Here is a 22,996-nt window from a genome sequence, read left to right as displayed (position 1 = left end):
ATCCCCCCCCCCCCGGGCCCCCTCCGGGGGCACCTCCCACGGGGGCCCCGGGGGCCGGGGCGGGGGGTATTTAAATCTACCTCCCCGCCCACGACGAGACGGAACAGATCGACCTCCAGGGACTGCGGACCGCGGCCTCCTGAGCGCGGGCGTACGCCGGGCACGGCGCACGGCGAGCGGGAGCCGCGAAAGGGACGAGCAGAGGACGAGCCGGGGACGAGCGGGTAAGGGGCGTGGCACAGGGGGCCACGCCCCTTACTGCTGCCCGCTCCCGGTGCTTCCCGCGTCCCCGGTCATCCACCGGTCCGGCCCGGCTCCCCGCCGTCCCGTCCGTGACCGCTCGGCCTGCGCCCGCAGCAGCCGCCCCGCCTCCTCCACGTCCCGCAGCCGCGCCGTCACGCTCTTGTTCGCGCCCGTGTCCACCTGGACGTCCGCGACCTTCCAGACCCGCTTCCAGGGCCCTTGGGTGAGCCGTACGCTCTGCACCTTGGCGTGCGGGACCAGGGCTAGCCGCCGCCGGAGCAGGCCGTGCCGGGCGGCGAACACCGCGTCGGTGACGGCGACTCCGTACCCCCGCCGACGCACCGGCGCGCACCACCGCGCACGTCGGGGCGGCCGGGCGAGCGAGGCGGTCTCGGGCACCGTCACCCCCGGCAGCACCCGCGCGATCACCGACTCGGCGATCTCCCGGGGAGCCACCGGCAGCAGCACGGAGTTCGACGATCCGGCCACGTCCAGTTCCACGCGGACCCAGCCGCGTCCGCGCCCGGTTCCGTCGGGCCCGGGTGACTTCCAGCGCCGCCACAGCAGCGGTTCCACGATCCGTACGGTCTGCACGCGTCCCGGGGGCACCGTCTCGTGGGTGCGGTCCAGCAGGCCGCGGTCGATGCGCAGCCCGTCGGGAGACTCGCTCACCGTCCAGCCGTAGGCGGCCACGAAACGTCCGACGCTGCTCGTCACGGCCCCGCCGAGCAGCGGCAGGGCGGTGGCCAGCACCGTCCACAGGCTGTGGGTGGCCAGCCACAGCAGGGGCGGCACGACGAGGGCGGCGATCAGCGATCCCCAGGTCGCACCGATCAGCAGCAGCGAGACCGCTATCACGCGCGCGGGGACGCGGACGAGTTCCCGCGCGGGTGCCTCGCCGACCTCCCGCGCCGTCTGCGAGGTGAAGCCGGCGGCCCGGGCGAGCAGTTCGGCGCGCAGGGCGCGGGCGTCGTCCTCGCCGAGGAAGGCGAGTTCGTCCTTCTTGTCCGTGCCTATGACGTCGAGTTTCAGCTTGGCGACACCCGCGACCCGCGCGAGCAGCGGCCGGGTGACGTCGACGGCCTGGATGCGTTCCAGCCGGATGTGCGCGGTGCGGCGGAACAGCAGCCCGGTGCGTATGCGCAGTTCGCTGTCGGTCACCGCGAAGTGCGTGAACCACCAGGACAGGAATCCGTAGAGCGCGGCGGCCGTGACGAGCACCGCGAGTCCGGTCAGCAGCCAGGCGGTCGTCAGCCTGGTGAGCTGCTGCTGGGCCTGGCCGGGATCGTGCACCGCCCATCCGGCGAGGACGGCGACCGGCGCCCAGGCCCGGCGCAGCGGTGTCACGGGGTGCAGCCGCCGCTCGGTGACGGGCCGGGGCACGGCGGCCGCCCCGACAGCGGTCGGCCCGTCGTCGGTCGGCTCGTCTGTGGCCGGACCGCCGGTGCTCGGTCCGTCGGCGGGTTCCCCGCCGGTCTCCTCGCCCCCCGCCGCCGTCACCGTCACAGTCCCGCCGATCGGGCCTCGCCCAGCTCGGTGAGCCGGTCGCGCAGCCGTTCCGCCTCGGCCGGGTCGAGGCCGGGGATGGTCGCGTCGGTGGCGGCGGCGGCCGTGTGCAACTGCACGGTGGCCAGCCCGAAGTGCCGTTCCACGGGCCCGGAGGTGACCTCGACCAACTGCATCCGCCCGTACGGCACGACGGTCTCCTCACGCCACAGCACACCCCGGCTGATCAGCAGGTCGTCGGCGCGCTCCGCGTAGCGCCAGGAGCGCCAGTTGCGGCCCAGCAGCACCCATCCCCAGGCCATCAGCGCGAGCGGCAGCACCGCGCACGCCGACCACGCGGGGCCGGCCACGGTGCCGGGCACCGCCGCGGCGGCCACGGCGGCCAGTCCCAGCCACAGCACCAGCAGCAGCCGGCGCATCCGCAGCAGGCCCGGGGGCAGCGCGGTCCACACCGGCTCCTCCCCGGAAGACCGCTCGTTCTCCAGGCTCCCCGTCTCCATGGGGCAAGCGTACGTAGGGGAGACTGGGTCCATGACTCCCACGACGGAGACCATGGTCGGGATCGGCGGTGCCGCGGAGAGCACCGACATGGTGCTCAACATCGGGCCCCAGCACCCGTCCACGCACGGTGTGCTGCGGTTGAAGCTGCTGCTGGACGGCGAACGCATCACGCGCGCGGAGCCGGTGATCGGCTACATGCACCGCGGCGCGGAGAAGCTGTTCGAGGCGCGGGACTACCGGCAGATCATCATGCTGGCCAACCGTCACGACTGGCTGTCGGCGTTCTCGAACGAGCTGGGCGTGGTCCTCGCGGTGGAGCGCATGCTCGGCATGGAGGTCCCCACGCGCGCGGTGTGGACGCGCACGCTGCTCGCGGAGCTGAACCGGGTGCTCAACCACCTGATGTTCCTCGGCTCCTATCCGCTGGAGCTGGGCGGCATCACGCCGGTCTTCTACGCGTTCCGGGAGCGGGAGGTGCTCCAGAACGTCATGGAGGAGGTCTCCGGCGGCCGGATGCACTACATGTTCAACCGGGTCGGGGGCCTGAAGGAGGACCTGCCCGCCGGATGGTCCGCGCGCGCGCGCGGCGCCGTCGCCGCCGTGCGCTCGCGCATGGACGTCTTCGACGACCTGGTCCTCGGCAACGAGATCTTCCGGGGGCGCACGCGGGGCGTGGGCGCGCTGACACCGCGGGCCGTGCACGCGTACGGCGTGAGCGGGCCGATCGCGCGCGCCGCGGGCGTCGACTTCGACCTGCGCCGCGACGAGCCGTATCTGGCGTACGGGGAGCTGCGGGACACCCTCAAGGTGGTCACCCGCGAGGAGGGCGACTGCCTGGCCCGCTTCGAGTGCCTGCTGGAGCAGACCCACAACGCCCTCGACCTCGCCGACGCCTGCCTGGACCGGCTGGCCGAGCTGGCACCGGGGCCCGTCAACCAGCGGCTCCCGAAGGTCCTCAAGGCGCCCGAGGGACACACCTACGCCTGGACCGAGAACCCGCTCGGGATCAACGGCTACTACCTGGTCAGCAAGGGCGAGAAGACCCCGTACCGGCTGAAGCTGCGCTCGGCGTCGTACAACAACATCCAGGTCCTCACCGAGCTGCTGCCGGGCACGCTGGTGGCGGACATGGTGGCGATCCTGGGCTCAATGTTCTTCGTGGTCGGGGACATCGACAAGTAGGTCCGCCGCGTCCCCGTCCCGGACGCCCACCGGCTGTAGCAGCCAGCCGAAGTCGCCGAGGCCGCCCGCCGCGGTGAGTTCCGCGGCCTCACCGGCGCTCGCCAGGGCGCGTACGTACTCCGCGGGGTGTGTGGAGGCGAGGCTGAGCGGGGGGCGTGCGCCGGTGATACCGAGGGCACGCAGAGCGTCGCGCTGGGAGAGCAGGCGCGCGGGCGGGTACCGGCGTGCGCGGGCGTGCCCTCCCGGCGCACACGCCCCCGTCTCCGCCCCGGCCTCCATGTCCGCTCCCGCTCCCGCTCGCGTGCCCGCCGCCGTCGCCCCCGCCCCCGGGGAGGCGTGCGCGGCGCACGCGTCCAGGGCGACGTGGGCCGTGAGGTCGCAGGCACCGTCCGGTACGGGCCGCGTCTCCCGCCCGTCCCGGAAGCCGGTGAGGGTGCCGAAGAGCGGCCGGGCGTCCGCCGTGTGCGCGTAGTCCACGGCGACCGCCAGGCCCCGGTCGAGACACGAGACCGCCGCGGCCCAGGCGCTGTCCCGGGGCAGGCCGATCTCCGCGCGCAGGCCCTCCTCGGCGGGCAGCGGCCACCACCGGTCCAGCCACTCGGCCTCCGCGCCCGCCACCGGCTCCCCGAGCCGCTGCGTCCCGTCCCGCCGGACGAGCACGCGCCGGGGCACGCCCGCGGAGTCCACCTCCGCCACCTCCACCGGCACGTTGTCCAGCCACTCGTTGGCGAACAGCAGGCCGCTGACCCGCCGCGGGGGCTCGCTGCGCCACTCGATCCGGTGATCGAGTCCGGCCGGGCGCCCGGCGACCTCGACCGCGTACACCCGCGCGCGGGACGCCACGCGCGCGGGCAGCGCGGCCAGCACCCCTGAGGCCAGCTCCCCGTGCCCGGCCGCCATGTCGACGAAGTCGAGCACCGCCGGGTGCCCGAGCGCCGCGTCGACCCGGCACAGCAGCCGCGCCACGGCCGTCGCGAACAGCGGCGAGGCGTGCACGGACGTACGGAAGTGCCCCGCCGGACCCTCGGGCCGCCGGTAGAAGCCGCCCGGCCCGTAGAGGGCGTCCTGGGCCGCCGCGCGCCAGCCGCGCCATTCGTCCGCCGATGTGTCGTCCGCCACCCGGCCAGAGTAGGCGCACAGGTGATCACGGCCTCCACCTTGGGGAGTACGCGCGGCGAGTGCGGATCGGCCCTCCGGTTGACCCATGCACCTATCACGCTTCCCTACTCTGGGTTACGTGCAGCGTCTCTATGACTTCCTCCGCAGGCACCCGACCGGGGTCGACGGCTTCTGGGCCCTCGTCCTGCTCGGGGCCTCAGCCCTGGGCGCGGTGAGTGTCGACAGGACGCCGGACCACCACGGAACGCTGGCCGGGGCACTGGCGGTGTCCGTCGTGCTGAGCGCGGTCGTCGCGCTGCGCCGCCGCATGCCCGAGAAGATGGTGCTGCTGGCGGCGGCGACGGGCGTCGCGCAGCTGGCGCTGGACGTCGAGACGACGGTCGCCGACTTCGCCATGCTGGTGATCATCTACACGGTCGCCGCGGTCGGCGCCCGCTGGGCCTCCAGGTTCGCCCTGGCCGGCGGGATGTGCGCGGCGACGCTCGCGCAGATCCGCTGGCCCCAGGAGAACTCCAGCGTCGCGGGCAACGTGGCGATAGCCGTCTTCACCACCGTGCCGTTCGCCCTGGCCTGGGTGCTCGGCGACTCCATGCGCACCCGCCGCGCCTACTTCGCGCAGCTGGAGGAGCGGGCCGCCCGGCTGGAGAAGGAGCGCGAGGCGCAGTCCAAGGTCGCGGTCGCCGCCGAACGCGCCCGTATCGCGCGCGAGCTGCACGACGTGGTCGCGCACAACGTCTCCGTGATGGTGGTGCAGGCCGACGGTGCCGCCTACGTCCTGGACGCCGCGCCCGACCAGGCCAAGAAGGCGCTGGAGACGATCTCCTCCACCGGCCGCCAGGCCCTCGCCGAGATGCGCCGCCTGCTGGGCGTGCTGCGCACCGGCGAGCACCAGGAGGGCGGCGAGTACGTGCCGCAGCCCAACGCCGAGCAGATCGAGGACCTGGTCGAGCAGTGCCGGGGGTCCGGGCTGCCCGTCGACTTCCGGGTCGAGGGCACGCCGCGCCCGCTGCCCAGCGGCGTCGAGCTGACGGCGTACCGCATCGTGCAGGAGGCCCTCACCAACACCCGCAAGCACGGCGGGCCGAACGCGGGTGCGAGTGTGCGCCTGGTGTACTTCGACGACGGCCTCGGCCTGCTCGTCGAGGACGACGGCAAGGGCGCACCGCACGAGCTGTACGAGGAGGGCGGCGCCGACGGACGGGGGCACGGCCTGATCGGGATGCGCGAACGCGTCGGTATGGTCGGCGGCACGCTGGACGCGGGGCCGCGACCCGGGGGAGGCTTCCGCATCAGTGCGCTGCTGCCCCTCAAGCCGGCGCACTGAAGCCGGCGCACCGGAGCCGGCGCACGCCCCGCGCCGGTGAGCGCCGCACCGCCCCGCCACGGCGAGCCCCCTCGCCGCCCGCCCACCTGCCCGCCCGCCGCCCTACCCGATGGAAGAGGACCCCATGACGATCCGCGTGATGCTCGTCGACGACCAGGTGCTGCTGCGCACCGGATTCCGGATGGTGCTCGCCGCCCAGCCGGACATGGAGGTCGTCGCCGAGGCGGGTGACGGCGTCGAGGCCCTCCAGGTGCTGCGGGCCACCGCGGTCGACGTGGTGCTGATGGACGTGCGCATGCCGAAGCTGGACGGCGTGGAGGCCACCCGGCGCATCTGCTCGGAGGCGAACCCGCCCAAGGTGCTGATCCTGACCACCTTCGACCTCGACGAGTACGCCTTCTCCGGGCTGAAGGCGGGCGCCTCCGGGTTCATGCTCAAGGACGTGCCGCCCGGCGACCTGCTCGCCGCGATCCGCGCCGTGCACAGCGGCGACGCGGTGGTGGCGCCCTCCACCACGCGCCGTCTGCTCGACCGGTTCGCGCCCATGCTGCCCGCGGGCGGGCAGGAGCCCCGGCACAAGGAGCTGCAGCGGCTCACCGAGCGTGAGCGCGAGGTGATGGTCCTGGTCGCGCAGGGCCTGTCCAACGGCGAGATCGCCGCCCGCCTGGTGCTGTCCGAGGCGACGGTGAAGACCCACGTCGGCCGCATCCTCACCAAGCTGGGCCTGCGCGACCGCGTGCAGGTGGTGGTCCTCGCCTACGAAACGGGCCTGGTCCGGGCCGGCGGCCACGGCTGAGGGACCCGGACACCGGGCGCCACGGCTGAAGGTGGGGCCCCGGCCGAGGAAGGGCCCCCCAGGGGAGCGGGTCGCCGGTAGGGTCTGCGCATGCTCCTGTGGATCAACGGGCCCTTCGGGGGCGGCAAGACACAGACCGCGCACGAGATCCGGGACCGTCTGCCGGGCAGCGTCATCTGTGATCCCGAGCATGCCGGCTTCGGTCTGCGCCGCATGCTGCCGCCCGCGCTCCGGGGCGACTTCCAGGACCTGGCGTCCTGGAGGCAGGGCGTGGTCGAGGTGCTCGATCTCGCGCTGACGCTCCACGAGGGGGTGGTCATCGCCCCCATGACCGTCACCGACCCAGGCCACTTCGCCGAGACGGTGGGACGGCTGCGGGAACTGGGACACGACGTACGGCACTTCACGCTCCTCGCGGAGCGCGAGACCGTACTGAAGCGGCTGCGGGAGCGCGGTCCCGGGCACCTCCTCCGGCGAGCGGCCGGGAAGAACTCCGGGCCGGACAGGGAGTCCTGGGCCGTCCAGCAGCTCGACCACTGCCTCGCGCGGCTGCGCGAACCGGAGTTCGCCGAGCACCTGTGGACCGACCACTCGACCGTCCCCAGGACCGCGGACCGGATCGCCGTCCTGGCCGGGCTGGAGCTGCGGCCCCACACCGGAGGGCCGCTGCGCACCCGGCTCAGGCAGGCGCGGGTCGGCATCCGGCACATCCGGTTCGACTGACCCGGCCACCGACCACCGGCCGGGCCGGCCTACCTGAGGATCCCCTCCAGGAAGTCGCTGCCCAGCCGGGCCACCATCGCCACGTCCAACTGGTGGTAGACGTACCGCCCGCGGCGCCGGGTGGTGACCAGGCCCGCCTTCTTCAGCACACTCAGGTGCCGGGATATCTCAGGAGCGGTCATGCCGTGTGCCTGGGTCAGCTCGCTGGTCGTGAACGCGCTGCGGGCCAGGCTGCGGCACAGTCTCATCCGCACCGGGTGGGACAGCGCGGACATCCGCAGGGTCAGCTGCTCCACCGACGGCGGGGCGGACAGCTCGGGGGAGCCGACCGGGTAGTGCAGCGCAGGCTGCCAGTCGTGGCGGTGCAGGACCATCAGGTGCGGCCAGCCGAGGCTCGTCGGTATGAGCAGCAGGCCGCCGTCCGCCGTGGCCGTACGGCCCTCGCCGAGCTTGTCGACCGTGATCCGGCAGGCCGTCTCGTCCAGCTCGACCGCGGGGGACACCGCTGCCAGCGCCTCCGCCAGGCCCCGGCGGCGCAGCAGCTCCGTCTTGTGGCGGGCGTCCGCCGCGAGTTGGTGGCGCAGCCGGGACCAGGTCTCCGCGAAGAACGCCTCGTCGCAGTCCTGGAGGAACTGCCGCAACCAGCCCCTGATGCGCGGCGGGTCGGCCAGCAGGCGCTCGCTGAAGCGCACCTGCTGCGGGCCGCGCGCGGCGGCCAGTTCCAGGGCGCGGCGGCGCAGGCGCGCGTCCGCGAGCGGGCCCGGGCCCGGTTCGCTGTAGGGCAGGGCGCAGGTGAACTCCAGGGCCGCGTCCACGAACTGCTCGTCGGAGAGCTTGTCGAGCAGGTCCAGTTCCTCGGCGAGGGACTGGCCCGGCAGCCCCGTCCCGCCGGGCAGGCCGGCGAAGGGCATGAAGAGGTCGGAGAAGGTCGTCCGCCACAGGAAGTCCGCCTCGCACATCCGGTCGGCGAGATGGGAGTCGAGCCGGGCGGTCACGCCCGTGGCCCAGCCCTGCAGGCCCGGGTGGTGCCCCGGCTCGGACAACGCGTGCAGCGCCATGCCCAGCTCGGCCAGGGGCGAGGGCACGGCGGCGACCCTCTCCGGCCGCAGCCCCGTGATGTCGATGCGCACGCTCATGTCCCCATGGTGCACGGCGCCACCGACAACGCGGCTCCCGATTGACGGCCGCCGTCAATCGGCGGGACTTCGTGCGGGCACCGCCGCAACCTGGAGCCACCGGGGCAGCCGCGGGGTCCGCCCACCCCCGGGCCCCCTCCCGTTCCTTTCCTTCCGCTTTCCCTCCCGCTCCCTTCACGTCCTGAGAAGGCGATACGCCATGAGCATCACCGAGCAGTACCTCCTCGACCTCCATCGCGCGCGTCAGCACGGCGAGCCGGAGCCCCCCGCGCCGGGCCTGAACGACTGGCAGGTCGCGCGCGAACTGCGCGACCGCCGGCGCTTTCGCGCCGTGGTCGCGGGCCGTCCGGCGCACGGGCGGCTGCGCCTCGCGCTGGACCGGTGGCGGCACCGGCAGACGCGCAGGCGCACGCCCGGCGGTTCGCGCCGGCCCCGCCCCAGCGGCTGCTGACGGCGGCCGGCGCACTTCCCGCGGTCGCCGGTCCCGCGGCAGCGCGCTTCCCCTGCCGGGATCGCCGGCCCGGCGCCAGTGCGCTTCCCGCGGTCGCCGCCCCAGCGCCGGCGTGCCTCCCGCGGGAGCCGGCACGACACAGCGCCGGCGTGGTTCCCGCGGGAGCCGACACGACCCGGCGCAGGCTTGCTCCGGCGCCTGCCGTCCTCAGGGCAGCCGTGTCACGAAGTCGGCGACCGCCGCTCGCACGTCGTCCGCCGTCCACTCCAGACCGGCGGCGCGCACGGTCACCTCGGTGAAGGCCGCCCCGGGGCCGCCGCCGTCCCAGGGGCGGGCGAACAGCAGGGTGCGCGTCGCCTCCCCCTGGCGCACCGCCGCCTCGGCGAGCACGTCCGCGTCGTACGGCAACCAGACCTGGAACTCGTGGGTGTGCGGCACCTCCGGATGCACCCGGAACCAGGGCACCCCGGCAGCCTCGAAGCCCTCGCGCAGCGCGGCGGCCACCACGCGCGCGTGCCGTACGTACGCGGGCAGGCGGGGCAGTTCCCGTTCGAGTCCGGCCAGCGCCGACAGCGCGGTCGGGAACTGCTGGAAGACCGTGCCCCCGTACCGGTGCCGCCAGGCCTTCGCCTCCTCCACCAGTTCCCGCGGCCCGGCGAGCAGCGCACCGCCGAGGCCTTCCAGTGACTTGTAGAGCGACACGTACACGCTGTCGGCCAGGTCCGCGATCTCCGCCAGGGAACGCCCGAAATACTCGGTGGTCTCCCACAGGCGCGCGCCGTCGAAGTGCACCACTAGGTCCCGCTCGCGCGCCGCCTCGACGACCTCGGTCAGCTCCTGCCAGGTGGGCAGCACGAAACCGGCGTCCCGCAGGGGCAGCTCCAGCATCAGCGCCCCGATGGACTCGTCCAGACCGCGCACGTCGTCGGCGGTCGGCTGCCGCGGCTCGCTCGTCACCCGCACCGGTCGCAGGCCGCTGACCTGGCTGAACGCATGGCGTTCGTGCACCTCGGGGTGGGAGAGGGCGTGCAGGGCCACGGCCGGGTTCCCGGTGCGGGCCGCCCAGCAGCGCAGGGCGACCTGCTGCGCCATCGTGCCGGTCGGGAAGAAGGCGGCGGCCTCCTTGCCGAGCAGTGCCGCGACCTTCCCCTCCAGCGCCTCGACGACACCGTTGCCGTAGAGGTCCGACGGCTCGTCGAGGTCGTACACCTCCTCGGCCCGGTCCAGCGCGGCGAGCCGCTCCCGGAGCGTGCCCAGGTACCCGAGGCGGGAGAGCACGCGCTCCGCGCCCCGGTTCACGGCTGTGCGCCGCTCGCGCAGCCGCTTGCGCCGCTCCTCGTCCGAGCCCGGCTCGCGCGCGAGCAGCAGCTGCCCTTCGTCACCGGGCCCCGCCTGCTCCGTTCCTGACCGATCCGGTCCCGCCTGGTCCGTTCCCGACCGATCCGCTCTGTCACTCATCCGTGGATCATCCCGCGCGGCGACCGCGGCGGGCACCCGGATTTCCGCCGCCGCCCGCCGTGGCGAAACCCACAGCCTGTGGACGAACGGACCCCTCTCCGACGGATAGCGTTAACATGACGAGAAATCGTCCGGTACCGGGAGCGGACTGGAACGGGAAGGCCACTGTCGCGTGAGTACAAGCCAACAGCCAGACCCAAGGGACCGCCCCGCGCGGCTCACCGTCGGCGTCGTCGGCGCCGGCCGGGTGGGCCCCGCGCTCGCCGCGTCCCTCCAGCTCGCGGGCCACCGGCCGGTGGCCGCCTCGGGCGTCTCCGACGCCTCCAGGCGCCGTGCCGACCTGATGCTGCCCGGCGTCCCCCTGGTGCCCCCCGCCGAGGTGCTCCAGCGCGCCGACCTGGTGCTCCTCACCGTCCCCGACGACACCCTGCCCGGCCTCGTCGCCGGCCTCGCCGAGACCGGCGCCGTACGCCCCGGCCAACTGCTCGTGCACACCTCCGGGCGGTACGGCGCGAAGGTGCTGGACCCGGCGCTGCGCGCGGGCGCGCTGCCGCTGGCCCTGCACCCGGCGATGACCTTCACCGGCACTCCCGTGGACGTGCAGCGGCTGGCCGGGTGCTCCTTCGGCGTCACCGCTCCCGAGGAGCTGCGGCTGGCCGCCGAGGCCCTGGTCATCGAGATGGGCGGCGAGCCCGAGTGGATCGCCGAGGAGCGGCGTCCGCTCTACCACGCGGCGCTCGCCCTGGGCGCCAACCACCTGGTGACGCTGGTGGCGCAGTCCATGGAGCTGCTGCGCGAGGCCGGTGTAGGGGCCCCCGACCGGATGCTCGGCCCGCTGCTGGGCGCCGCCCTCGACAACGCCCTGCGCTCCGGCGACGCGGCCCTCACCGGCCCCGTCGCGCGCGGAGACGCGGGTACGGTCGCGGCGCACGTCGCCGAACTGCGCCGGCACGCCCCGCAGACCGTCGCCGGCTACCTGGCGATGGCCCGAGCCACCGCCGACCGCGCCCTCGCCCACGGACTGCTCAAGCCCGAACTGGCCGCGGACCTGCTGGACGTCCTCGCCGCCGGAACCGACGCGGCCCCCGGCCCCGGGGACCCGGGACCGGCCGGCGACGGCGAAGGGGATGCCCGATGACCCGCGCGGGGCACTCGAAGCACCGGACGGCACCGGAGGACACGGCGCCCGACAAGCCGCGGAACACGGCACCGGCCCCGCGCGACACGGCACCGGAGTACGCACGCGACACGGCACCGGAGTACGCAGAGGAAGGCGGCCCGGTGACCCCGGCGCCCGAGAACGGAGACGCCCGATGACCACCACCCTGCTGCGCACCGCCGACGAGCTGCACGCACGCGCGCGTACCGGCCGCCGCGCCGTCGTGATGACCATGGGTGCCCTGCACGAGGGCCACGCCACCTTGATCCGTGCCGCGCGCGGCATCGCCGGTGACGGCGGCGAGGTCGTCGTCACCGTGTTCGTCAACCCGCTCCAGTTCGGCGCGGGCGAGGACCTGGACCGCTACCCGCGCACCCTGGAAGCCGACCTCAAGGTCGCCGAGCAGGCGGGCGCCGACGTCGTCTTCGCGCCGTCCGCCGACGAGGTCTACCCGGGCGGCGAGCCCCAGGTCCGCGTCACCGCCGGGCCGATGGGCGAGCGTCTGGAGGGCGCCTCGCGCCCCGGACACTTCGACGGCATGCTCACCGTCGTCGCCAAGCTGCTGCACCTGACCCGTCCCGACGCGGCCCTGTACGGGCAGAAGGACGCCCAGCAGCTCGCGCTGATCCGCCGCATGGCGCGCGACCTGAACTTCGGCGTGGAGATCGTCGCCGTCCCGACCGTCCGCGAGGACGACGGGCTGGCCCTCTCCAGCCGCAACCGCTACCTCTCCCCGCGCGAGCGGCACACCGCCCTCGCCCTCTCCCAGGCCCTGTTCGCGGGCCGTGACCGGCACGCCGCCCAGGAGGCGCTGCGCGCCCGGGCCCGCGAGGTGCCCTCCACGCGCGCGCGTGCCGAGGCCCTGAGCGCGCTGGGGGAGTCCCGCGCGGCGGCCGACGCCGCCGCCGTCGCCAAGGCGGCTCCCGGCGCGGCCGACGCCGTCCGCGCGGCGGCCCGGCTGGTCCTCGACGAGGCCGCCCGCCTGGACCCACCGCTCGAACTCGACTACCTGGCCCTCGTCGACCCGTCCGACTTCACCGAGATCGGGGGCGACTTCACCGGCGAGGCCGTGCTCGCCGTCGCCGCCCGGGTCGGGGCGACCCGGCTGATCGACAACCTGCCCCTCACCTTCGGAAACCCCGGGAACCCCGGGGCCCCGGAACCCCTTGGAGCCGCCTCGTGACCAGCACAGGCATACGACTGCACGCGCCCGCGCCCGGGTGGTCCATCGCCGCCGACGTCGTGGTCGTCGGCTCCGGTGTCGCCGGTCTGACCGCGGCCCTGCGCTGCGAGGCCGCCGGCCTGACCACGGTCGTCGTCACCAAGGCCCGCCTCGACGACGGCTCCACCCGCTGGGCCCAGGGCGGCATCGCCGCGGCCCTCGGCGAGGGCGACACGCCGGGGCAGCACCTGGACGACACGCTGGTGGCCGGGGCCGGGCTGTGCGACGAGGAGGCCGTACGGATCCTCGTGACCGACGGGCCCGACGCCGTGCGGCGGCTGATCTCCACGGGTGCGCGGTTCGACACGGACGACGAGGGCGCCATCCAGCTCACCCGCGAGGGCGGCCACCACCTCCGCCGCATCGTGCACGCGGGCGGTGACGCGACCGGCGCCGAGGTCTCCCGGGCGCTCGTCGAGGCGGTCCGCGCGCGGGGCGTGCACACCGTCGAGAACGCGCTCGTGCTGGACCTGCTCACCGACGCCGACGGCCGCGCCGCGGGTGTGACCCTGCACGTCATGGGCGAGGGCCAGCACGACGGCGTGGGCGCCGTGCACGCGCCGGCCGTGGTTCTCGCGACCGGCGGCATGGGCCAGGTCTTCTCCGCGACCACCAACCCGTCGGTGTCCACCGGCGACGGCGTGGCGCTCGCCCTGCGCGCGGGCGCGGAGGTCTCCGACCTGGAGTTCGTGCAGTTCCACCCCACCGTGCTCTTCCTCGGCGCGGACGCCGAGGGCCAGCAGCCGCTGGTCTCCGAGGCGGTGCGCGGGGAGGGCGCCCACCTGGTCGACGCCGACGGCGTGCGGTTCATGGTGGGGCAGCACGAACTGGCCGAACTGGCGCCGCGGGACATCGTCGCCAAGGGCATCACCCGCCGCATGCAGGAACAGGGCGCCGAACACATGTTCCTGGACGCGCGGCACTTCGGCGCCGGGATGTGGGAGCACCGCTTCCCGACGATCCTGGCCGCCTGCCGCGCCCACGGCATCGACCCGGTCACCGAGCCGATCCCGGTCGCCCCGGCCGCCCACTACGCCTCCGGGGGCGTGCGCACCGACGCCCGCGGCAGGACCACCGTGCCCGGTCTGTACGCGTGCGGGGAGGTCGCCTGCACCGGCGTCCACGGCGCGAACCGGCTCGCTTCCAACTCCCTCCTGGAGGGGCTGGTCTACGCCGAGCGGATCGCCGCCGACATCGCGCGGGAGCGGACGCACGACGGCCTGCACGCGCGCGTGCCCCAGCCGGTCCCCCGCGCCGAGCAGCCCGCGCACCCGCTCCTGGCCCCCGAGACGCGGTTCGCGATCCAGCGGATCATGACGGAGGGCGCCGGCGTGCTGCGCTCCGACGCCTCCCTGGCCGGGGCCGCCGACCGGCTCGAACAGCTGCACGCCGAGGCGCGCGGCGCGCTGGCGGAGAACGGCAAGACCGCCGAGCCCGGCGTCGACACCTGGGAGGCCACCAACCTCCTGTGCGTGGCCCGGGTCCTGGTCGCCGCCGCCCGGCTGCGGGAGGAGACCCGCGGCTGCCACTGGCGCGAGGACCACGCCGAGCGCGACGACGCCCACTGGCGCCGCCACATCGTCGTACGGCTGAACTCCGCGCGTACGCCCCTCGTGCACACCACGGACACCGCAGACTTCCCCCCGACCCGACCCGGGGCCACCGCGCCCCGCCGTCCCCAGGAGCAGTGACACAAGTGAGCACCGAAGACCTTCCCCTCGCCTCGAACGGCGGCTGCGGCGACGGCTGTGCCTGTGGCGCGGACGCCGACGAGGAGTACCTGGAGTGCGGGCTGGACCCCGCGCTCGCCGAACTGCTGGCCGGCGCCGGACTCGACCCGGTGGAGATCGAGGACATCGCCAATGTCGCCATCCAGGAGGACCTCGCCCACGGCGTGGACGTGACGACGGTCGCGACCATCCCCGAGGAGGCCGTGGCCACCGGCGACTTCACCGCGCGCGAGGCCGGCGTGGTGGCGGGCCTGCGCGTGGCCGAGGCGGTCCTCTCGGTCGTCTGCGCGGACGAGTTCGAGGTCGAGCGGCACGTCGAGGACGGCGACCGCGTCGAGGCCGGGCAGAAACTGCTGTCGGTCACCACGCGCACGCGTGACCTGCTCACCGCCGAGCGCAGCGCCCTCAACCTCCTGTGCCGTCTGTCGGGCATCGCCAGCGCCACGCGCGCGTGGGCGGACGCCCTGGACGGCACCAAGGCCAAGGTGCGCGACACCCGCAAGACGACCCCGGGCCTCAGGTCCCTGGAGAAGTTCGCCGTCCGGGCCGGCGGGGGCGTCAACCACCGGATGTCCCTCTCGGACGCCGCCCTGGTCAAGGACAACCACGTCGTGGCCGCCGGCGGCGTCGGGCAGGCCTTCAAGGCCGTGCGGGAGGCCTTCCCGGACGTGCCGATCGAGGTCGAGGTCGACACCCTGCACCAGCTGCGCGAGGTCGTGGACGCGGGCGCCGACCTGATCCTGCTCGACAACTTCACCCCCGGTGAGTGCGAGGAGGCCGTGGCGATCGTCGGCGGCCGCGCGCTCCTGGAGGCCTCGGGCCGGCTCGCCCTGGACAACGCCCGCGCCTATGCGGAGACAGGCGTCGACTTCCTGGCCGTCGGGGCCCTCACCCACTCCTCGCCGATCCTGGACATCGGCCTGGACCTGCGCGAGGCGGAGTAGGGACCGGCCATGCTCCTGACCATCGACGTAGGCAACACGCACACGGTCCTCGGCCTGTTCGACGGGGACGACATCGTGGAGCACTGGCGCATCTCCACCGACGCCCGGCGCACGGCCGACGAGCTGGCCGTGCTCCTGCAGGGCCTGATGGGCATGCACCCGCTGCTCGGCGACGAACTGGGCGACGGCATCGACGGCATCGCGATCTGCGCGACCGTGCCGTCGGTCCTGCACGAGCTGCGCGAGGTGACCCGGCGCTACTACGGCGACGTACCGGCCGTGCTCGTCGAGCCGGGTGTCAAGACCGGGGTGCCGATCCTGACCGACAACCCCAAGGAGGTCGGCGCGGACCGCATCATCAACGCGGTCGCGGCCGTCGAGCTGTACGGGGGCCCGGCCGTCGTCGTGGACTTCGGCACGGCGACGACGTTCGACGCGGTGTCCGCGCGCGGGGAGTACATCGGCGGCGTCATCGCCCCCGGTATCGAGATCTCCGTGGACGCCCTCGGCGTCAAGGGCGCCCAGCTGCGCAAGATCGAGGTGGCCAGGCCGCGCAGCGTGATCGGCAAGAACACGGTCGAGGCGATGCAGGCCGGCATCGTCTACGGGTTCGCCGGGCAGGTCGACGGCGTCGTGAGCCGCATGGCCCGCGAACTGTCCGACGACCCGGACGACGTCACCGTGATCGCGACCGGCGGGCTCGCCCCGATGGTGCTCGGCGAGTCCTCCGTGATCGACGAGCACGAGCCCTGGCTGACCCTGATCGGCCTGCGGCTGGTCTACGAGCGGAACGTGTCCCGCATGTGACGCGCCCGCCCGGCACGCGCGCGGGTGCCGCTCCAGCACACAGGCCCGCGCGCGCGTGCGGCACGTCCGGTGCGCTGTGCGCGTGCAGCCCGCCCCACGCACCACACGCCACGCACGCCACGTACGCGCCTTATGTCGAATTTGTCTGATTAGCGCGTATGGTCGGGCTATGCCCACGCCATACGGAACCCGCGGCGGCATGGCGTTCGGCGCGGAGGAGCTGCGTGTGCTCCGCCGCGCCCTCGCCGTCGCCCTTCATCTCCGTCCCGCCCGCGCCGAGGACGTGCAGGACTGTCTCCGCCTCGCCGAGTCGCTCGACGAGGCGATGCGCGAGGGCGCCCGGCTGCGCGCGTTCCTGGTGGCCGACCTGGCCCGCTACCGCGACGCGCTGCCCGGCACGGCCGTCGGCTACCTTGCGCTCCTGGAGGAGGCCCTGGGCGCCGGGTACCGGCCCGGCTGCGACGACCTCGCCGCCCTGCGCGCCCTGCGCGGCAACCCGGCCGCCGCCGCCCTCCTGCACCGCTGCGGGCCCAGGGCCGCCGCCCCCGCGGTGCCCACCGCGCCCGTGCCCGCCTCCCGCGGCCCGCGCGAACCGCTCGGCCTGTACGACACGCCCGGTGCGCGCCACCCCTTCGGCGCCGCCCGCGCCCTCGTCACCGTGCCGGGCGCCCGTGCGAGACAGGGCGGCGGCCCCGGCAAGGTCCCCGCGAAGCGGCCGGCGCCCAAGCCGGGCGAGCGTCCCGCCCCCGCGCGGCCCGCGCCCGCCCCGCCCGGTCCGGCGCCCGCCCCCGGCGGCGGGAAGCCCGTGCGCCGTCCCGTCCCCACGCCGGGCGAGGTCTTCCCGCGGCGCAAGCCGGCCCCGCCCTCCCCGGGCCCCGAGCAGCGGCTGGCCGCGCGGCTCGCCGCGGTGTAGCGGTCCGGACCACCCCGCCCCTGTTTGTCCCACGCCCCTGGCTACTCTGGATCCATGGACTACGTCTCCGCACTCGTTCCGCCGATCGTGATGGCCGCCTTCTTCATCGGTCTGGTCAGGGTGATCGTGAAGACCCAGGGCGGGGCCGCCAAGGCCAAGGAGGACGCGGCCGTCGACGCCGCCCTGGTGTCCGCCCGCGGCGGCCAGGCCCCGGCCTCCACCGCCGGCAACGCCACCACCGACGCCTGACACGGCGTACGGCCCGCAGCACCGACGCCCCCGTCACGCTGCGCGCCGTACGCCCTTTTTGTTCGCATTTGCGGCGTGAGCGCACGTTCGGCACGCCATTGCCCTCATCTCCCACTATGGTCTGAGGTGTGCCTCGCCCCTTGGGAGAACTCGAAGACGCGGTCATGACGCGGGTATGGAAGTGGAACCGCCCGGTGACCGTTCGAGAAGTCCTGGAAGACCTCCAACAGGAACGGTCCATCGCGTACACCACGGTGATGACCGTTTTGGACAATCTCCATCAGAAGGGCTGGGTGCGGCGGGAAGCGGAAGGCCGGGCCTATCGATATGAGGCGGTCTCCACCCGGGCCGCCTACGCGGCCGCACTGATGAACGACGCCTGGTCCCAGAGCGACAACGCCGCGGCCGCTCTCGTCGCCTTCTTCGGCATGATGAGCGAGGAACAGCGGCGCGCGCTGCGGGATGCCGTACGGATCGTCGAAGGCACTCCCGAGGGCGGGACCTCGGTCCTCGGCGCACAAGGCGGCCCGGTGCGAGGAACAGAAGCGGCGGAAGGAACGGCGGCGGGCCTGGGCGAAGTGCCGGATACCGCGGAAGCCGCCGAAGGGATCTCCGCCGAAGGTCCTGCCACCGAATCCGGCGACCGGAACCCCGGCTCGGCGCCGGACAGCGCCGGGCGATAGCGTCCGCTCATGCCCGCAGAGCGCCCCGTAGAGCAACCGGCAGAGCATCCCGAAGTCTCCGCAAAAGCCATCACTGTCCGGCGGGCCCGGACCAGCGATGTGCCGGCCGTGCGCCGGCTGCTGGACGCCTACGCCCGCGAGCGCATCCTGCTCGACAAAGCGACGGTGACGCTTTACGAGGACATCCAGGAGTTCTGGATCGCCGAACGGGACGACAACGCCGAGGTCGTCGGCTGCGGCGCACTGCACGTGATGTGGGAAGACCTGGCGGAAGTGCGCACGCTCGCGGTGAAGCCGGGCCTCAAGGGTGCCGGTGTCGGTCACCAGGTGCTGGAGAAGTTGCTGCAGACCGCGCGCTGGCTCGGCGTTCGCCGTGTTTTCTGTCTGACCTTCGAAGTCGACTTCTTCGAGAAGCACGGCTTCGTGGAGATCGGCGAGACACCCGTCGACACGGATGTCTACGCGGAGCTGATGCGTTCCTATGACGAGGGCGTGGCGGAGTTCCTCGGGCTCGAACGGGTGAAACCGAACACCTTGGGCAACAGCCGGATGCTTCTGCATCTGTGATCCACAGGGACGCCCGAAGAGACGTCCGGCGCCGCGTGAGGAAGCCGCATTCCGTCGGACCGGTCATGCCCGCGTTCCCTATGTCCGAAACGCGCATGTTTCCGGGCGGTGATGAGGGTCCGGTCTCTCCCAGGGGTTTGTGTTTTTCCCGCAAAAGCGGTTTGCTTTCCGACGTACTGCAGTACTGCATATAACAGGGGACGGCGAAACGGCGGATGCCGACCAACCCCGGCCCTGACGTTATCGATGAAAGGAAATCCGGTGGCACAGAAGGTTCAGGTCCTTCTTGTCGACGACCTCGACGGTGGCGAGGCGGACGAGACCGTGACGTTCGCACTGGACGGCAAGACATACGAGATCGATCTCACCACCGCCAATGCGGACAAGCTCCGCGGCCTTCTCGAGCCGTACGTCAAGAGCGGCCGGCGTACCGGGGGCCGTGCTTCGGGCGGCCGCGGAAAGGCGCGCGCGGCGGCGTCCGGCGGCGGTCAGGACACCGCGCAGATCCGCGCCTGGGCGAAGGAGAACGGTTACGAGGTCAACGACCGCGGCCGTGTCCCCGCGACCATCCGCGAGGCCTACGAGAAGGCCAACGGCTGACCGAGGCCGGCGAGAGGCTTTTCACGGCCCGAAGGCACGGGGGAGCGCCGGCGGCAGGCCGCACGCGTGCCGCAGCCGGATCCGGTGGCAGTGCGTCGCCACCGTGTTCACCAGTCGTACGAGACCGGGGCCACCCCCGCCGCCCCCCGGCGCCGGCACGGCCGGCATGGCCGGCAGCGAGGTCTCGACCTCGCGCCCGGGCTCGGGGGGCCGCAGCCACTCGGCGGCCCCCTGCGGACCAGGCCGTTCCTCCCGCGCGTGCGCCCGCGATCCGGCGCCGGGCGGTGGTGGAGCGTCCATCTGCGTCCCCGCGCCGAGGCCCACCAGGTCCAGGTCCAGCGCGTCCCACTCCAGCCACCGCAGCAGCTCCGGCAGCTCCTCCGCGCTGCCCGCGGCCACCAGCAGCCGCATCCGGTCCGCCTGTACGGCCACCGGGGACGCCGGCCCCCCCGGACGGAGCCCCGGATGGCGCAGTGCCGCGCGCCCCGCTTCCAGGGGGACGTCCAGGACGTCGAAGCGGCGGCCCACGACAAGTCGTACCGGTGCCCCGGGCACCGTCGCCCACCCCAGTTCGTTCTCGTACCAGTGCCGCACCCGGTCGCCGGGGTCCAGCGGCCGACGGGGAGGCGGGACCGGGAGAGGGATCGTGGGAAGGCTGCCGACCATGCCAGTGCAACCGCCGGAAAGACCCGGAGGTTACGCTGGGTCGCCACGCGTGAGCGCACCGTGCCGGAATCGGGGGCGCGCGGAGGCGGTGAAGGGCGCAAGGTTGTTCGCCCATAGCGGAGGGAACCGGTGCGCGCCGCATGGAGTGTCAGTTCCCACGGGTAAGACATGCCTAGTGGGAGGGGGCGACACGCAAGGCCACACCCGGGCAGGGGAGTCTCACGTTCGCCATCGGCGTACTGGCGACTGGGGTAACTGCCTGGCCTGCGGGAACATCGTCTCGCACCATCGGGTTGGAGCAGATGTCGGCGTTCGGGGTCAGGAGGCCATCGACGGTGTCGGCAGTTGGAATGAGCGGTCCCCGCTTGCGGGACTAAGCTGCGGAAGGACAGGGAGGGGAAGTTCCCCCCACTGCCTGACCGCTCTGAGGAGCGATTAACGATGTTCGAGAGGTTCACCGACCGCGCGCGGCGGGTTGTCGTCCTGGCTCAGGAAGAAGCCCGGATGCTCAACCACAACTACATCGGCACCGAGCACATCCTCCTGGGCCTGATCCACGAGGGTGAGGGTGTCGCCGCCAAGGCCCTTGAGAGCCTCGGGATTTCGCTCGAGGCGGTCCGCCAGCAGGTGGAGGAGATCATCGGCCAGGGCCAGCAGGCCCCGTCCGGCCACATTCCCTTCACCCCCCGTGCCAAGAAGGTCCTGGAGCTGTCGCTCCGCGAGGCCCTTCAGCTGGGCCACAACTACATCGGCACGGAGCACATCCTGCTCGGCCTGATCCGTGAGGGCGAGGGCGTCGCCGCCCAGGTCCTGGTCAAGCTGGGCGCAGACCTCAACCGGGTGCGGCAGCAGGTGATCCAGCTGCTCTCCGGTTACCAGGGCAAGGAGACCGCCACCGCCGGCGGCCCTGCCGAGGGCACCCCCTCGACGTCCCTGGTCCTCGACCAGTTCGGCCGGAACCTCACCCAGGCCGCCCGTGAGTCCAAGCTCGACCCGGTCATCGGGCGCGAGAAGGAGATCGAGCGGGTCATGCAGGTGCTGTCCCGCCGTACCAAGAACAACCCGGTGCTGATCGGTGAGCCCGGCGTCGGCAAGACCGCCGTCGTCGAGGGCCTCGCCCAGGCCATCGTCAAGGGCGAGGTGCCCGAGACCCTCAAGGACAAGCACCTCTACACCCTGGACCTCGGCGCCCTGGTCGCCGGCTCCCGCTACCGCGGTGACTTCGAGGAGCGCCTGAAGAAGGTGCTCAAGGAGATCCGCACCCGCGGGGACATCATCCTGTTCATCGACGAGCTGCACACGCTGGTCGGTGCGGGTGCCGCCGAGGGTGCCATCGACGCGGCCTCCATCCTGAAGCCGATGCTGGCCCGCGGTGAGCTGCAGACCATCGGTGCCACCACCCTGGACGAGTACCGCAAGCACCTGGAGAAGGACGCGGCCCTGGAGCGCCGCTTCCAGCCCATCCAGGTCGCCGAGCCGTCCCTGCCGCACACCATCGAGATCCTCAAGGGCCTGCGCGACCGGTACGAGGCGCACCACCGCGTCTCGATCACCGACGAGGCCCTGGTCCAGGCGGCCACCCTGGCCGACCGCTACATCTCGGACCGCTTCCTGCCGGACAAGGCGATCGACCTGATCGACGAGGCCGGCTCGCGGATGCGCATCCGCCGGATGACCGCGCCGCCGGACCTGCGCGAGTTCGACGAGAAGATCGCCGCCGTCCGCCGGGACAAGGAGTCCGCGATCGACTCGCAGGACTTCGAGAAGGCCGCCTCCCTGCGCGACAAGGAGAAGCAGCTCCTGGCCGCCAAGGCCAAGCGGGAGAAGGAGTGGAAGGCCGGCGACATGGACGTCGTCGCGGAGGTCGACGGCGAGCTGATCGCCGAGGTCCTCGCCACGGCCACCGGCATCCCGGTCTTCAAGCTGACCGAGGAGGAGTCCAGCCGTCTGCTCCGCATGGAGGACGAGCTGCACAAGCGGGTCATCGGCCAGGTCGACGCCGTCAAGGCGCTGTCCAAGGCGATCCGCCGTACGCGTGCCGGGCTCAAGGACCCGAAGCGTCCGGGCGGCTCGTTCATCTTCGCCGGTCCGTCCGGTGTCGGTAAGACCGAGCTGTCCAAGGCGCTCGCCGAGTTCCTCTTCGGTGACGAGGACGCGCTGATCTCCCTCGACATGTCGGAGTTCAGCGAGAAGCACACGGTCTCGCGCCTCTTCGGTTCGCCCCCCGGCTACGTGGGCTACGAGGAGGGCGGCCAGCTGACGGAGAAGGTCCGCCGCAAGCCGTTCTCGGTCGTCCTGTTCGACGAGGTCGAGAAGGCGCACCCGGACATCTTCAACTCGCTGCTGCAGATCCTGGAGGACGGTCGCCTGACCGACTCCCAGGGCCGGGTCGTGGACTTCAAGAACACGGTCATCATCATGACGACCAACCTCGGCACCCGGGACATCTCCAAGGGCTTCAACCTGGGCTTCGCGGCCTCGGGCGACACGAAGACCAACTACGAGCGCATGAAGAACAAGGTCTCGGACGAGCTGAAGCAGCACTTCCGGCCCGAGTTCCTCAACCGCGTCGACGACGTGGTCGTCTTCCCGCAGCTCACGCAGGACGACATCCTGCGGATCGTCGACCTGATGATCGGCAAGGTGGACGAGCGCCTCAAGGACCGGGACATGGGCATCGAGCTGTCCCAGTCCGCCAAGGAGCTGCTGTCCAAGAAGGGCTACGACCCCGTTCTGGGCGCCCGGCCGCTGCGCCGGACGATCCAGCGCGAGATCGAGGACTCGCTCTCGGAGAAGATCCTCTTCGGCGAGCTGCGCCCCGGTCACATCGTGGTCGTGGACACCGAGGGCGAGGGCGACGAGAAGACCTTCACCTTCCGGGGTGAGGAGAAGTCGGCGCTGCCCGACGTCCCGCCGATCGAGCAGGCGGCCGGCGGAGCCGGACCGAACCTGAGCAAGGACGCGTAGCCCTCCGGGAGGCGACGCACCGAGAGGGGCTGTCCCGGGACCGAGAGGTC

The 22,996-nt window shown here is 73.1% G+C and carries 22 protein-coding genes; 16 read left to right on the top strand and 6 right to left on the bottom strand.

Annotated elements, in window-relative coordinates; genetic code table 11:
* Positions 1 to 255: 255 nt before the first annotated feature.
* Together ACFC02_RS34735 and ACFC02_RS34730 are read right to left on the bottom strand one after the other, a co-directional pair.
* Complete coding sequence (locus tag ACFC02_RS34735) at positions 256 to 1,626, bottom strand: PH domain-containing protein (RefSeq protein WP_376365916.1); 1,371 nt, start codon at positions 1,624 to 1,626, stop codon at positions 256 to 258.
* Positions 1,627 to 1,745: 119 nt separating this feature from the next.
* Positions 1,746 to 2,249 carry a PH domain-containing protein gene (locus ACFC02_RS34730; protein ID WP_376365912.1) on the bottom strand — a complete coding sequence of 168 codons (504 nt, stop codon included), beginning with the start codon at positions 2,247 to 2,249 and terminating at the stop codon, positions 1,746 to 1,748.
* A 31-nt stretch (positions 2,250 to 2,280) separates the two neighbouring features.
* Here ACFC02_RS34730 and ACFC02_RS34725 point away from each other — a divergent pair, with 31 nt between their 5' ends.
* A complete protein-coding gene (locus tag ACFC02_RS34725) occupies positions 2,281 to 3,432 on the top strand; it encodes an NADH-quinone oxidoreductase subunit D (RefSeq protein ID WP_376365910.1) in 1,152 nt (383 codons plus the stop codon).
* On the opposite strand, the gene ACFC02_RS34720 is transcribed toward ACFC02_RS34725, so the two are convergent.
* Complete coding sequence (locus ACFC02_RS34720) at positions 3,397 to 4,551, bottom strand: SAM-dependent methyltransferase (RefSeq protein ID WP_376365908.1); 1,155 nt, start codon at positions 4,549 to 4,551, stop codon at positions 3,397 to 3,399. The two genes, ACFC02_RS34725 and ACFC02_RS34720, sit on opposite strands and share 36 nt — an antisense overlap.
* Positions 4,552 to 4,669: 118 nt before the next feature.
* Here ACFC02_RS34720 and ACFC02_RS34715 point away from each other — a divergent pair, with 118 nt between their 5' ends.
* The 3 genes from ACFC02_RS34715 to ACFC02_RS34705 all read left to right on the top strand — a co-directional run bounded on the left by ACFC02_RS34715 (position 4,670) and on the right by ACFC02_RS34705 (position 7,394).
* Entirely contained in the window at positions 4,670 to 5,875 is a 1,206-nt protein-coding gene (locus ACFC02_RS34715; RefSeq protein ID WP_376365906.1) for a sensor histidine kinase, read from the top strand.
* 124 nt (positions 5,876 to 5,999) lie between these two features.
* Positions 6,000 to 6,671, top strand: a complete 672-nt coding sequence (locus ACFC02_RS34710; RefSeq protein WP_376365904.1) for a response regulator — start codon at positions 6,000 to 6,002, stop codon at positions 6,669 to 6,671.
* 90 nt (positions 6,672 to 6,761) lie between these two features.
* On the top strand, positions 6,762 to 7,394 hold the full coding sequence (locus tag ACFC02_RS34705; RefSeq protein ID WP_376365902.1) for an AAA family ATPase: 633 nt from the start codon (positions 6,762 to 6,764) through the stop codon (positions 7,392 to 7,394).
* A gap of 29 nt (positions 7,395 to 7,423) precedes the next feature.
* On the opposite strand, the gene ACFC02_RS34700 is transcribed toward ACFC02_RS34705, so the two are convergent.
* On the bottom strand, positions 7,424 to 8,530 hold the full coding sequence (locus ACFC02_RS34700; RefSeq protein WP_360970992.1) for a DUF5937 family protein: 1,107 nt from the start codon (positions 8,528 to 8,530) through the stop codon (positions 7,424 to 7,426).
* A 199-nt stretch (positions 8,531 to 8,729) separates the two neighbouring features.
* On the opposite strand from ACFC02_RS34700, the gene ACFC02_RS34695 reads away from it, so the two are divergent.
* Positions 8,730 to 8,981: a hypothetical protein gene (locus ACFC02_RS34695; RefSeq protein WP_360970989.1), complete on the top strand. Its 252-nt coding sequence runs from the start codon at positions 8,730 to 8,732 to the stop codon at positions 8,979 to 8,981.
* 207 nt (positions 8,982 to 9,188) lie between these two features.
* On the opposite strand, the gene ACFC02_RS34690 is transcribed toward ACFC02_RS34695, so the two are convergent.
* On the bottom strand, positions 9,189 to 10,439 hold the full coding sequence (locus ACFC02_RS34690; protein ID WP_376365899.1) for a threonine aldolase family protein: 1,251 nt from the start codon (positions 10,437 to 10,439) through the stop codon (positions 9,189 to 9,191).
* 172 nt (positions 10,440 to 10,611) lie between these two features.
* On the opposite strand from ACFC02_RS34690, the gene ACFC02_RS34685 reads away from it, so the two are divergent.
* The 10 genes from ACFC02_RS34685 to ACFC02_RS34640 all read left to right on the top strand — a co-directional run bounded on the left by ACFC02_RS34685 (position 10,612) and on the right by ACFC02_RS34640 (position 19,313).
* Entirely contained in the window at positions 10,612 to 11,577 is a 966-nt protein-coding gene (locus ACFC02_RS34685) for a Rossmann-like and DUF2520 domain-containing protein (protein ID WP_376365897.1), read from the top strand.
* A 175-nt stretch (positions 11,578 to 11,752) separates the two neighbouring features.
* Positions 11,753 to 12,781: a pantoate--beta-alanine ligase gene (gene panC / locus ACFC02_RS34680; RefSeq protein WP_376365895.1), complete on the top strand. Its 1,029-nt coding sequence runs from the start codon at positions 11,753 to 11,755 to the stop codon at positions 12,779 to 12,781.
* Positions 12,778 to 14,511, top strand: coding sequence for an L-aspartate oxidase (locus ACFC02_RS34675; protein ID WP_376365893.1), 1,734 nt, complete (start codon positions 12,778 to 12,780; stop codon positions 14,509 to 14,511). Before panC ends, ACFC02_RS34675 begins: the two co-directional genes overlap by 4 nt.
* Positions 14,512 to 14,516: 5 nt before the next feature.
* Positions 14,517 to 15,494 carry a carboxylating nicotinate-nucleotide diphosphorylase gene (gene nadC, locus ACFC02_RS34670; protein WP_376365891.1) on the top strand — a complete coding sequence of 326 codons (978 nt, stop codon included), beginning with the start codon at positions 14,517 to 14,519 and terminating at the stop codon, positions 15,492 to 15,494.
* A gap of 9 nt (positions 15,495 to 15,503) precedes the next feature.
* Positions 15,504 to 16,301 carry a type III pantothenate kinase gene (locus ACFC02_RS34665; protein ID WP_360970972.1) on the top strand — a complete coding sequence of 266 codons (798 nt, stop codon included), beginning with the start codon at positions 15,504 to 15,506 and terminating at the stop codon, positions 16,299 to 16,301.
* A 169-nt stretch (positions 16,302 to 16,470) separates the two neighbouring features.
* Positions 16,471 to 17,214, top strand: coding sequence for a hypothetical protein (locus tag ACFC02_RS34660; protein ID WP_376365888.1), 744 nt, complete (start codon positions 16,471 to 16,473; stop codon positions 17,212 to 17,214).
* Between the two features lie 54 nt (positions 17,215 to 17,268).
* The gene (locus tag ACFC02_RS34655; RefSeq protein ID WP_376365886.1) at positions 17,269 to 17,463 is read left to right on the top strand and encodes a hypothetical protein; all 195 of its coding nucleotides are present in this window, start codon (positions 17,269 to 17,271) and stop codon (positions 17,461 to 17,463) included.
* A 164-nt stretch (positions 17,464 to 17,627) separates the two neighbouring features.
* On the top strand, positions 17,628 to 18,146 hold the full coding sequence (locus ACFC02_RS34650) for a BlaI/MecI/CopY family transcriptional regulator (RefSeq protein ID WP_376365914.1): 519 nt from the start codon (positions 17,628 to 17,630) through the stop codon (positions 18,144 to 18,146).
* 9 nt (positions 18,147 to 18,155) lie between these two features.
* A complete protein-coding gene (locus tag ACFC02_RS34645; protein ID WP_376365884.1) occupies positions 18,156 to 18,713 on the top strand; it encodes an amino-acid N-acetyltransferase in 558 nt (185 codons plus the stop codon).
* A gap of 261 nt (positions 18,714 to 18,974) precedes the next feature.
* A complete protein-coding gene (locus ACFC02_RS34640) occupies positions 18,975 to 19,313 on the top strand; it encodes an Lsr2 family protein (protein WP_360970957.1) in 339 nt (112 codons plus the stop codon).
* A 21-nt stretch (positions 19,314 to 19,334) separates the two neighbouring features.
* Here ACFC02_RS34640 and ACFC02_RS34635 read toward each other — a convergent pair whose 3' ends face one another.
* Positions 19,335 to 19,979, bottom strand: a complete 645-nt coding sequence (locus ACFC02_RS34635) for an SCO3374 family protein (protein WP_376365882.1) — start codon at positions 19,977 to 19,979, stop codon at positions 19,335 to 19,337.
* Between the two features lie 441 nt (positions 19,980 to 20,420).
* On the opposite strand from ACFC02_RS34635, the gene ACFC02_RS34630 reads away from it, so the two are divergent.
* Positions 20,421 to 22,946, top strand: a complete 2,526-nt coding sequence (locus ACFC02_RS34630) for an ATP-dependent Clp protease ATP-binding subunit (protein WP_376365880.1) — start codon at positions 20,421 to 20,423, stop codon at positions 22,944 to 22,946.
* The last annotated feature ends 50 nt before the right edge of the window (positions 22,947 to 22,996 follow it).

The organism is Streptomyces sp. NPDC056160 (assembly GCF_042268205.1).
In the GTDB taxonomy this organism is placed as follows: domain Bacteria; phylum Actinomycetota; class Actinomycetes; order Streptomycetales; family Streptomycetaceae; genus Streptomyces.
The sequence above is the reverse complement of the archived record's forward strand: the minus strand, read 5'-3'. Positions and strand labels throughout refer to the sequence as shown.

Excerpts from the sequence above, each read along its gene's own strand:
- panC (WP_376365895.1), top strand. The coding sequence starts at position 11,753 with ATGACCACCACCCTGCTGCGCACCGCCGACGAGCTGCACGCACGCGCG.
- ACFC02_RS34655 (WP_376365886.1), top strand. The coding sequence starts at position 17,269 with ATGGACTACGTCTCCGCACTCGTTCCGCCGATCGTGATGGCCGCCTTC.
- ACFC02_RS34645 (WP_376365884.1), top strand. The coding sequence starts at position 18,156 with ATGCCCGCAGAGCGCCCCGTAGAGCAACCGGCAGAGCATCCCGAAGTC.
- ACFC02_RS34725 (WP_376365910.1), top strand. The coding sequence starts at position 2,281 with ATGACTCCCACGACGGAGACCATGGTCGGGATCGGCGGTGCCGCGGAG.
- ACFC02_RS34650 (WP_376365914.1), top strand. The coding sequence starts at position 17,628 with ATGACGCGGGTATGGAAGTGGAACCGCCCGGTGACCGTTCGAGAAGTC.
- ACFC02_RS34710 (WP_376365904.1), top strand. The coding sequence starts at position 6,000 with ATGACGATCCGCGTGATGCTCGTCGACGACCAGGTGCTGCTGCGCACC.
- ACFC02_RS34700 (WP_360970992.1), bottom strand. The coding sequence starts at position 8,530 with ATGAGCGTGCGCATCGACATCACGGGGCTGCGGCCGGAGAGGGTCGCC.
- ACFC02_RS34635 (WP_376365882.1), bottom strand. The coding sequence starts at position 19,979 with ATGGTCGGCAGCCTTCCCACGATCCCTCTCCCGGTCCCGCCTCCCCGT.
- ACFC02_RS34705 (WP_376365902.1), top strand. The coding sequence starts at position 6,762 with ATGCTCCTGTGGATCAACGGGCCCTTCGGGGGCGGCAAGACACAGACC.
- ACFC02_RS34665 (WP_360970972.1), top strand. The coding sequence starts at position 15,504 with ATGCTCCTGACCATCGACGTAGGCAACACGCACACGGTCCTCGGCCTG.
- ACFC02_RS34660 (WP_376365888.1), top strand. The coding sequence starts at position 16,471 with ATGCCCACGCCATACGGAACCCGCGGCGGCATGGCGTTCGGCGCGGAG.
- ACFC02_RS34630 (WP_376365880.1), top strand. The coding sequence starts at position 20,421 with ATGTTCGAGAGGTTCACCGACCGCGCGCGGCGGGTTGTCGTCCTGGCT.
- ACFC02_RS34695 (WP_360970989.1), top strand. The coding sequence starts at position 8,730 with ATGAGCATCACCGAGCAGTACCTCCTCGACCTCCATCGCGCGCGTCAG.
- ACFC02_RS34690 (WP_376365899.1), bottom strand. The coding sequence starts at position 10,439 with ATGAGTGACAGAGCGGATCGGTCGGGAACGGACCAGGCGGGACCGGAT.
- ACFC02_RS34730 (WP_376365912.1), bottom strand. The coding sequence starts at position 2,249 with ATGGAGACGGGGAGCCTGGAGAACGAGCGGTCTTCCGGGGAGGAGCCG.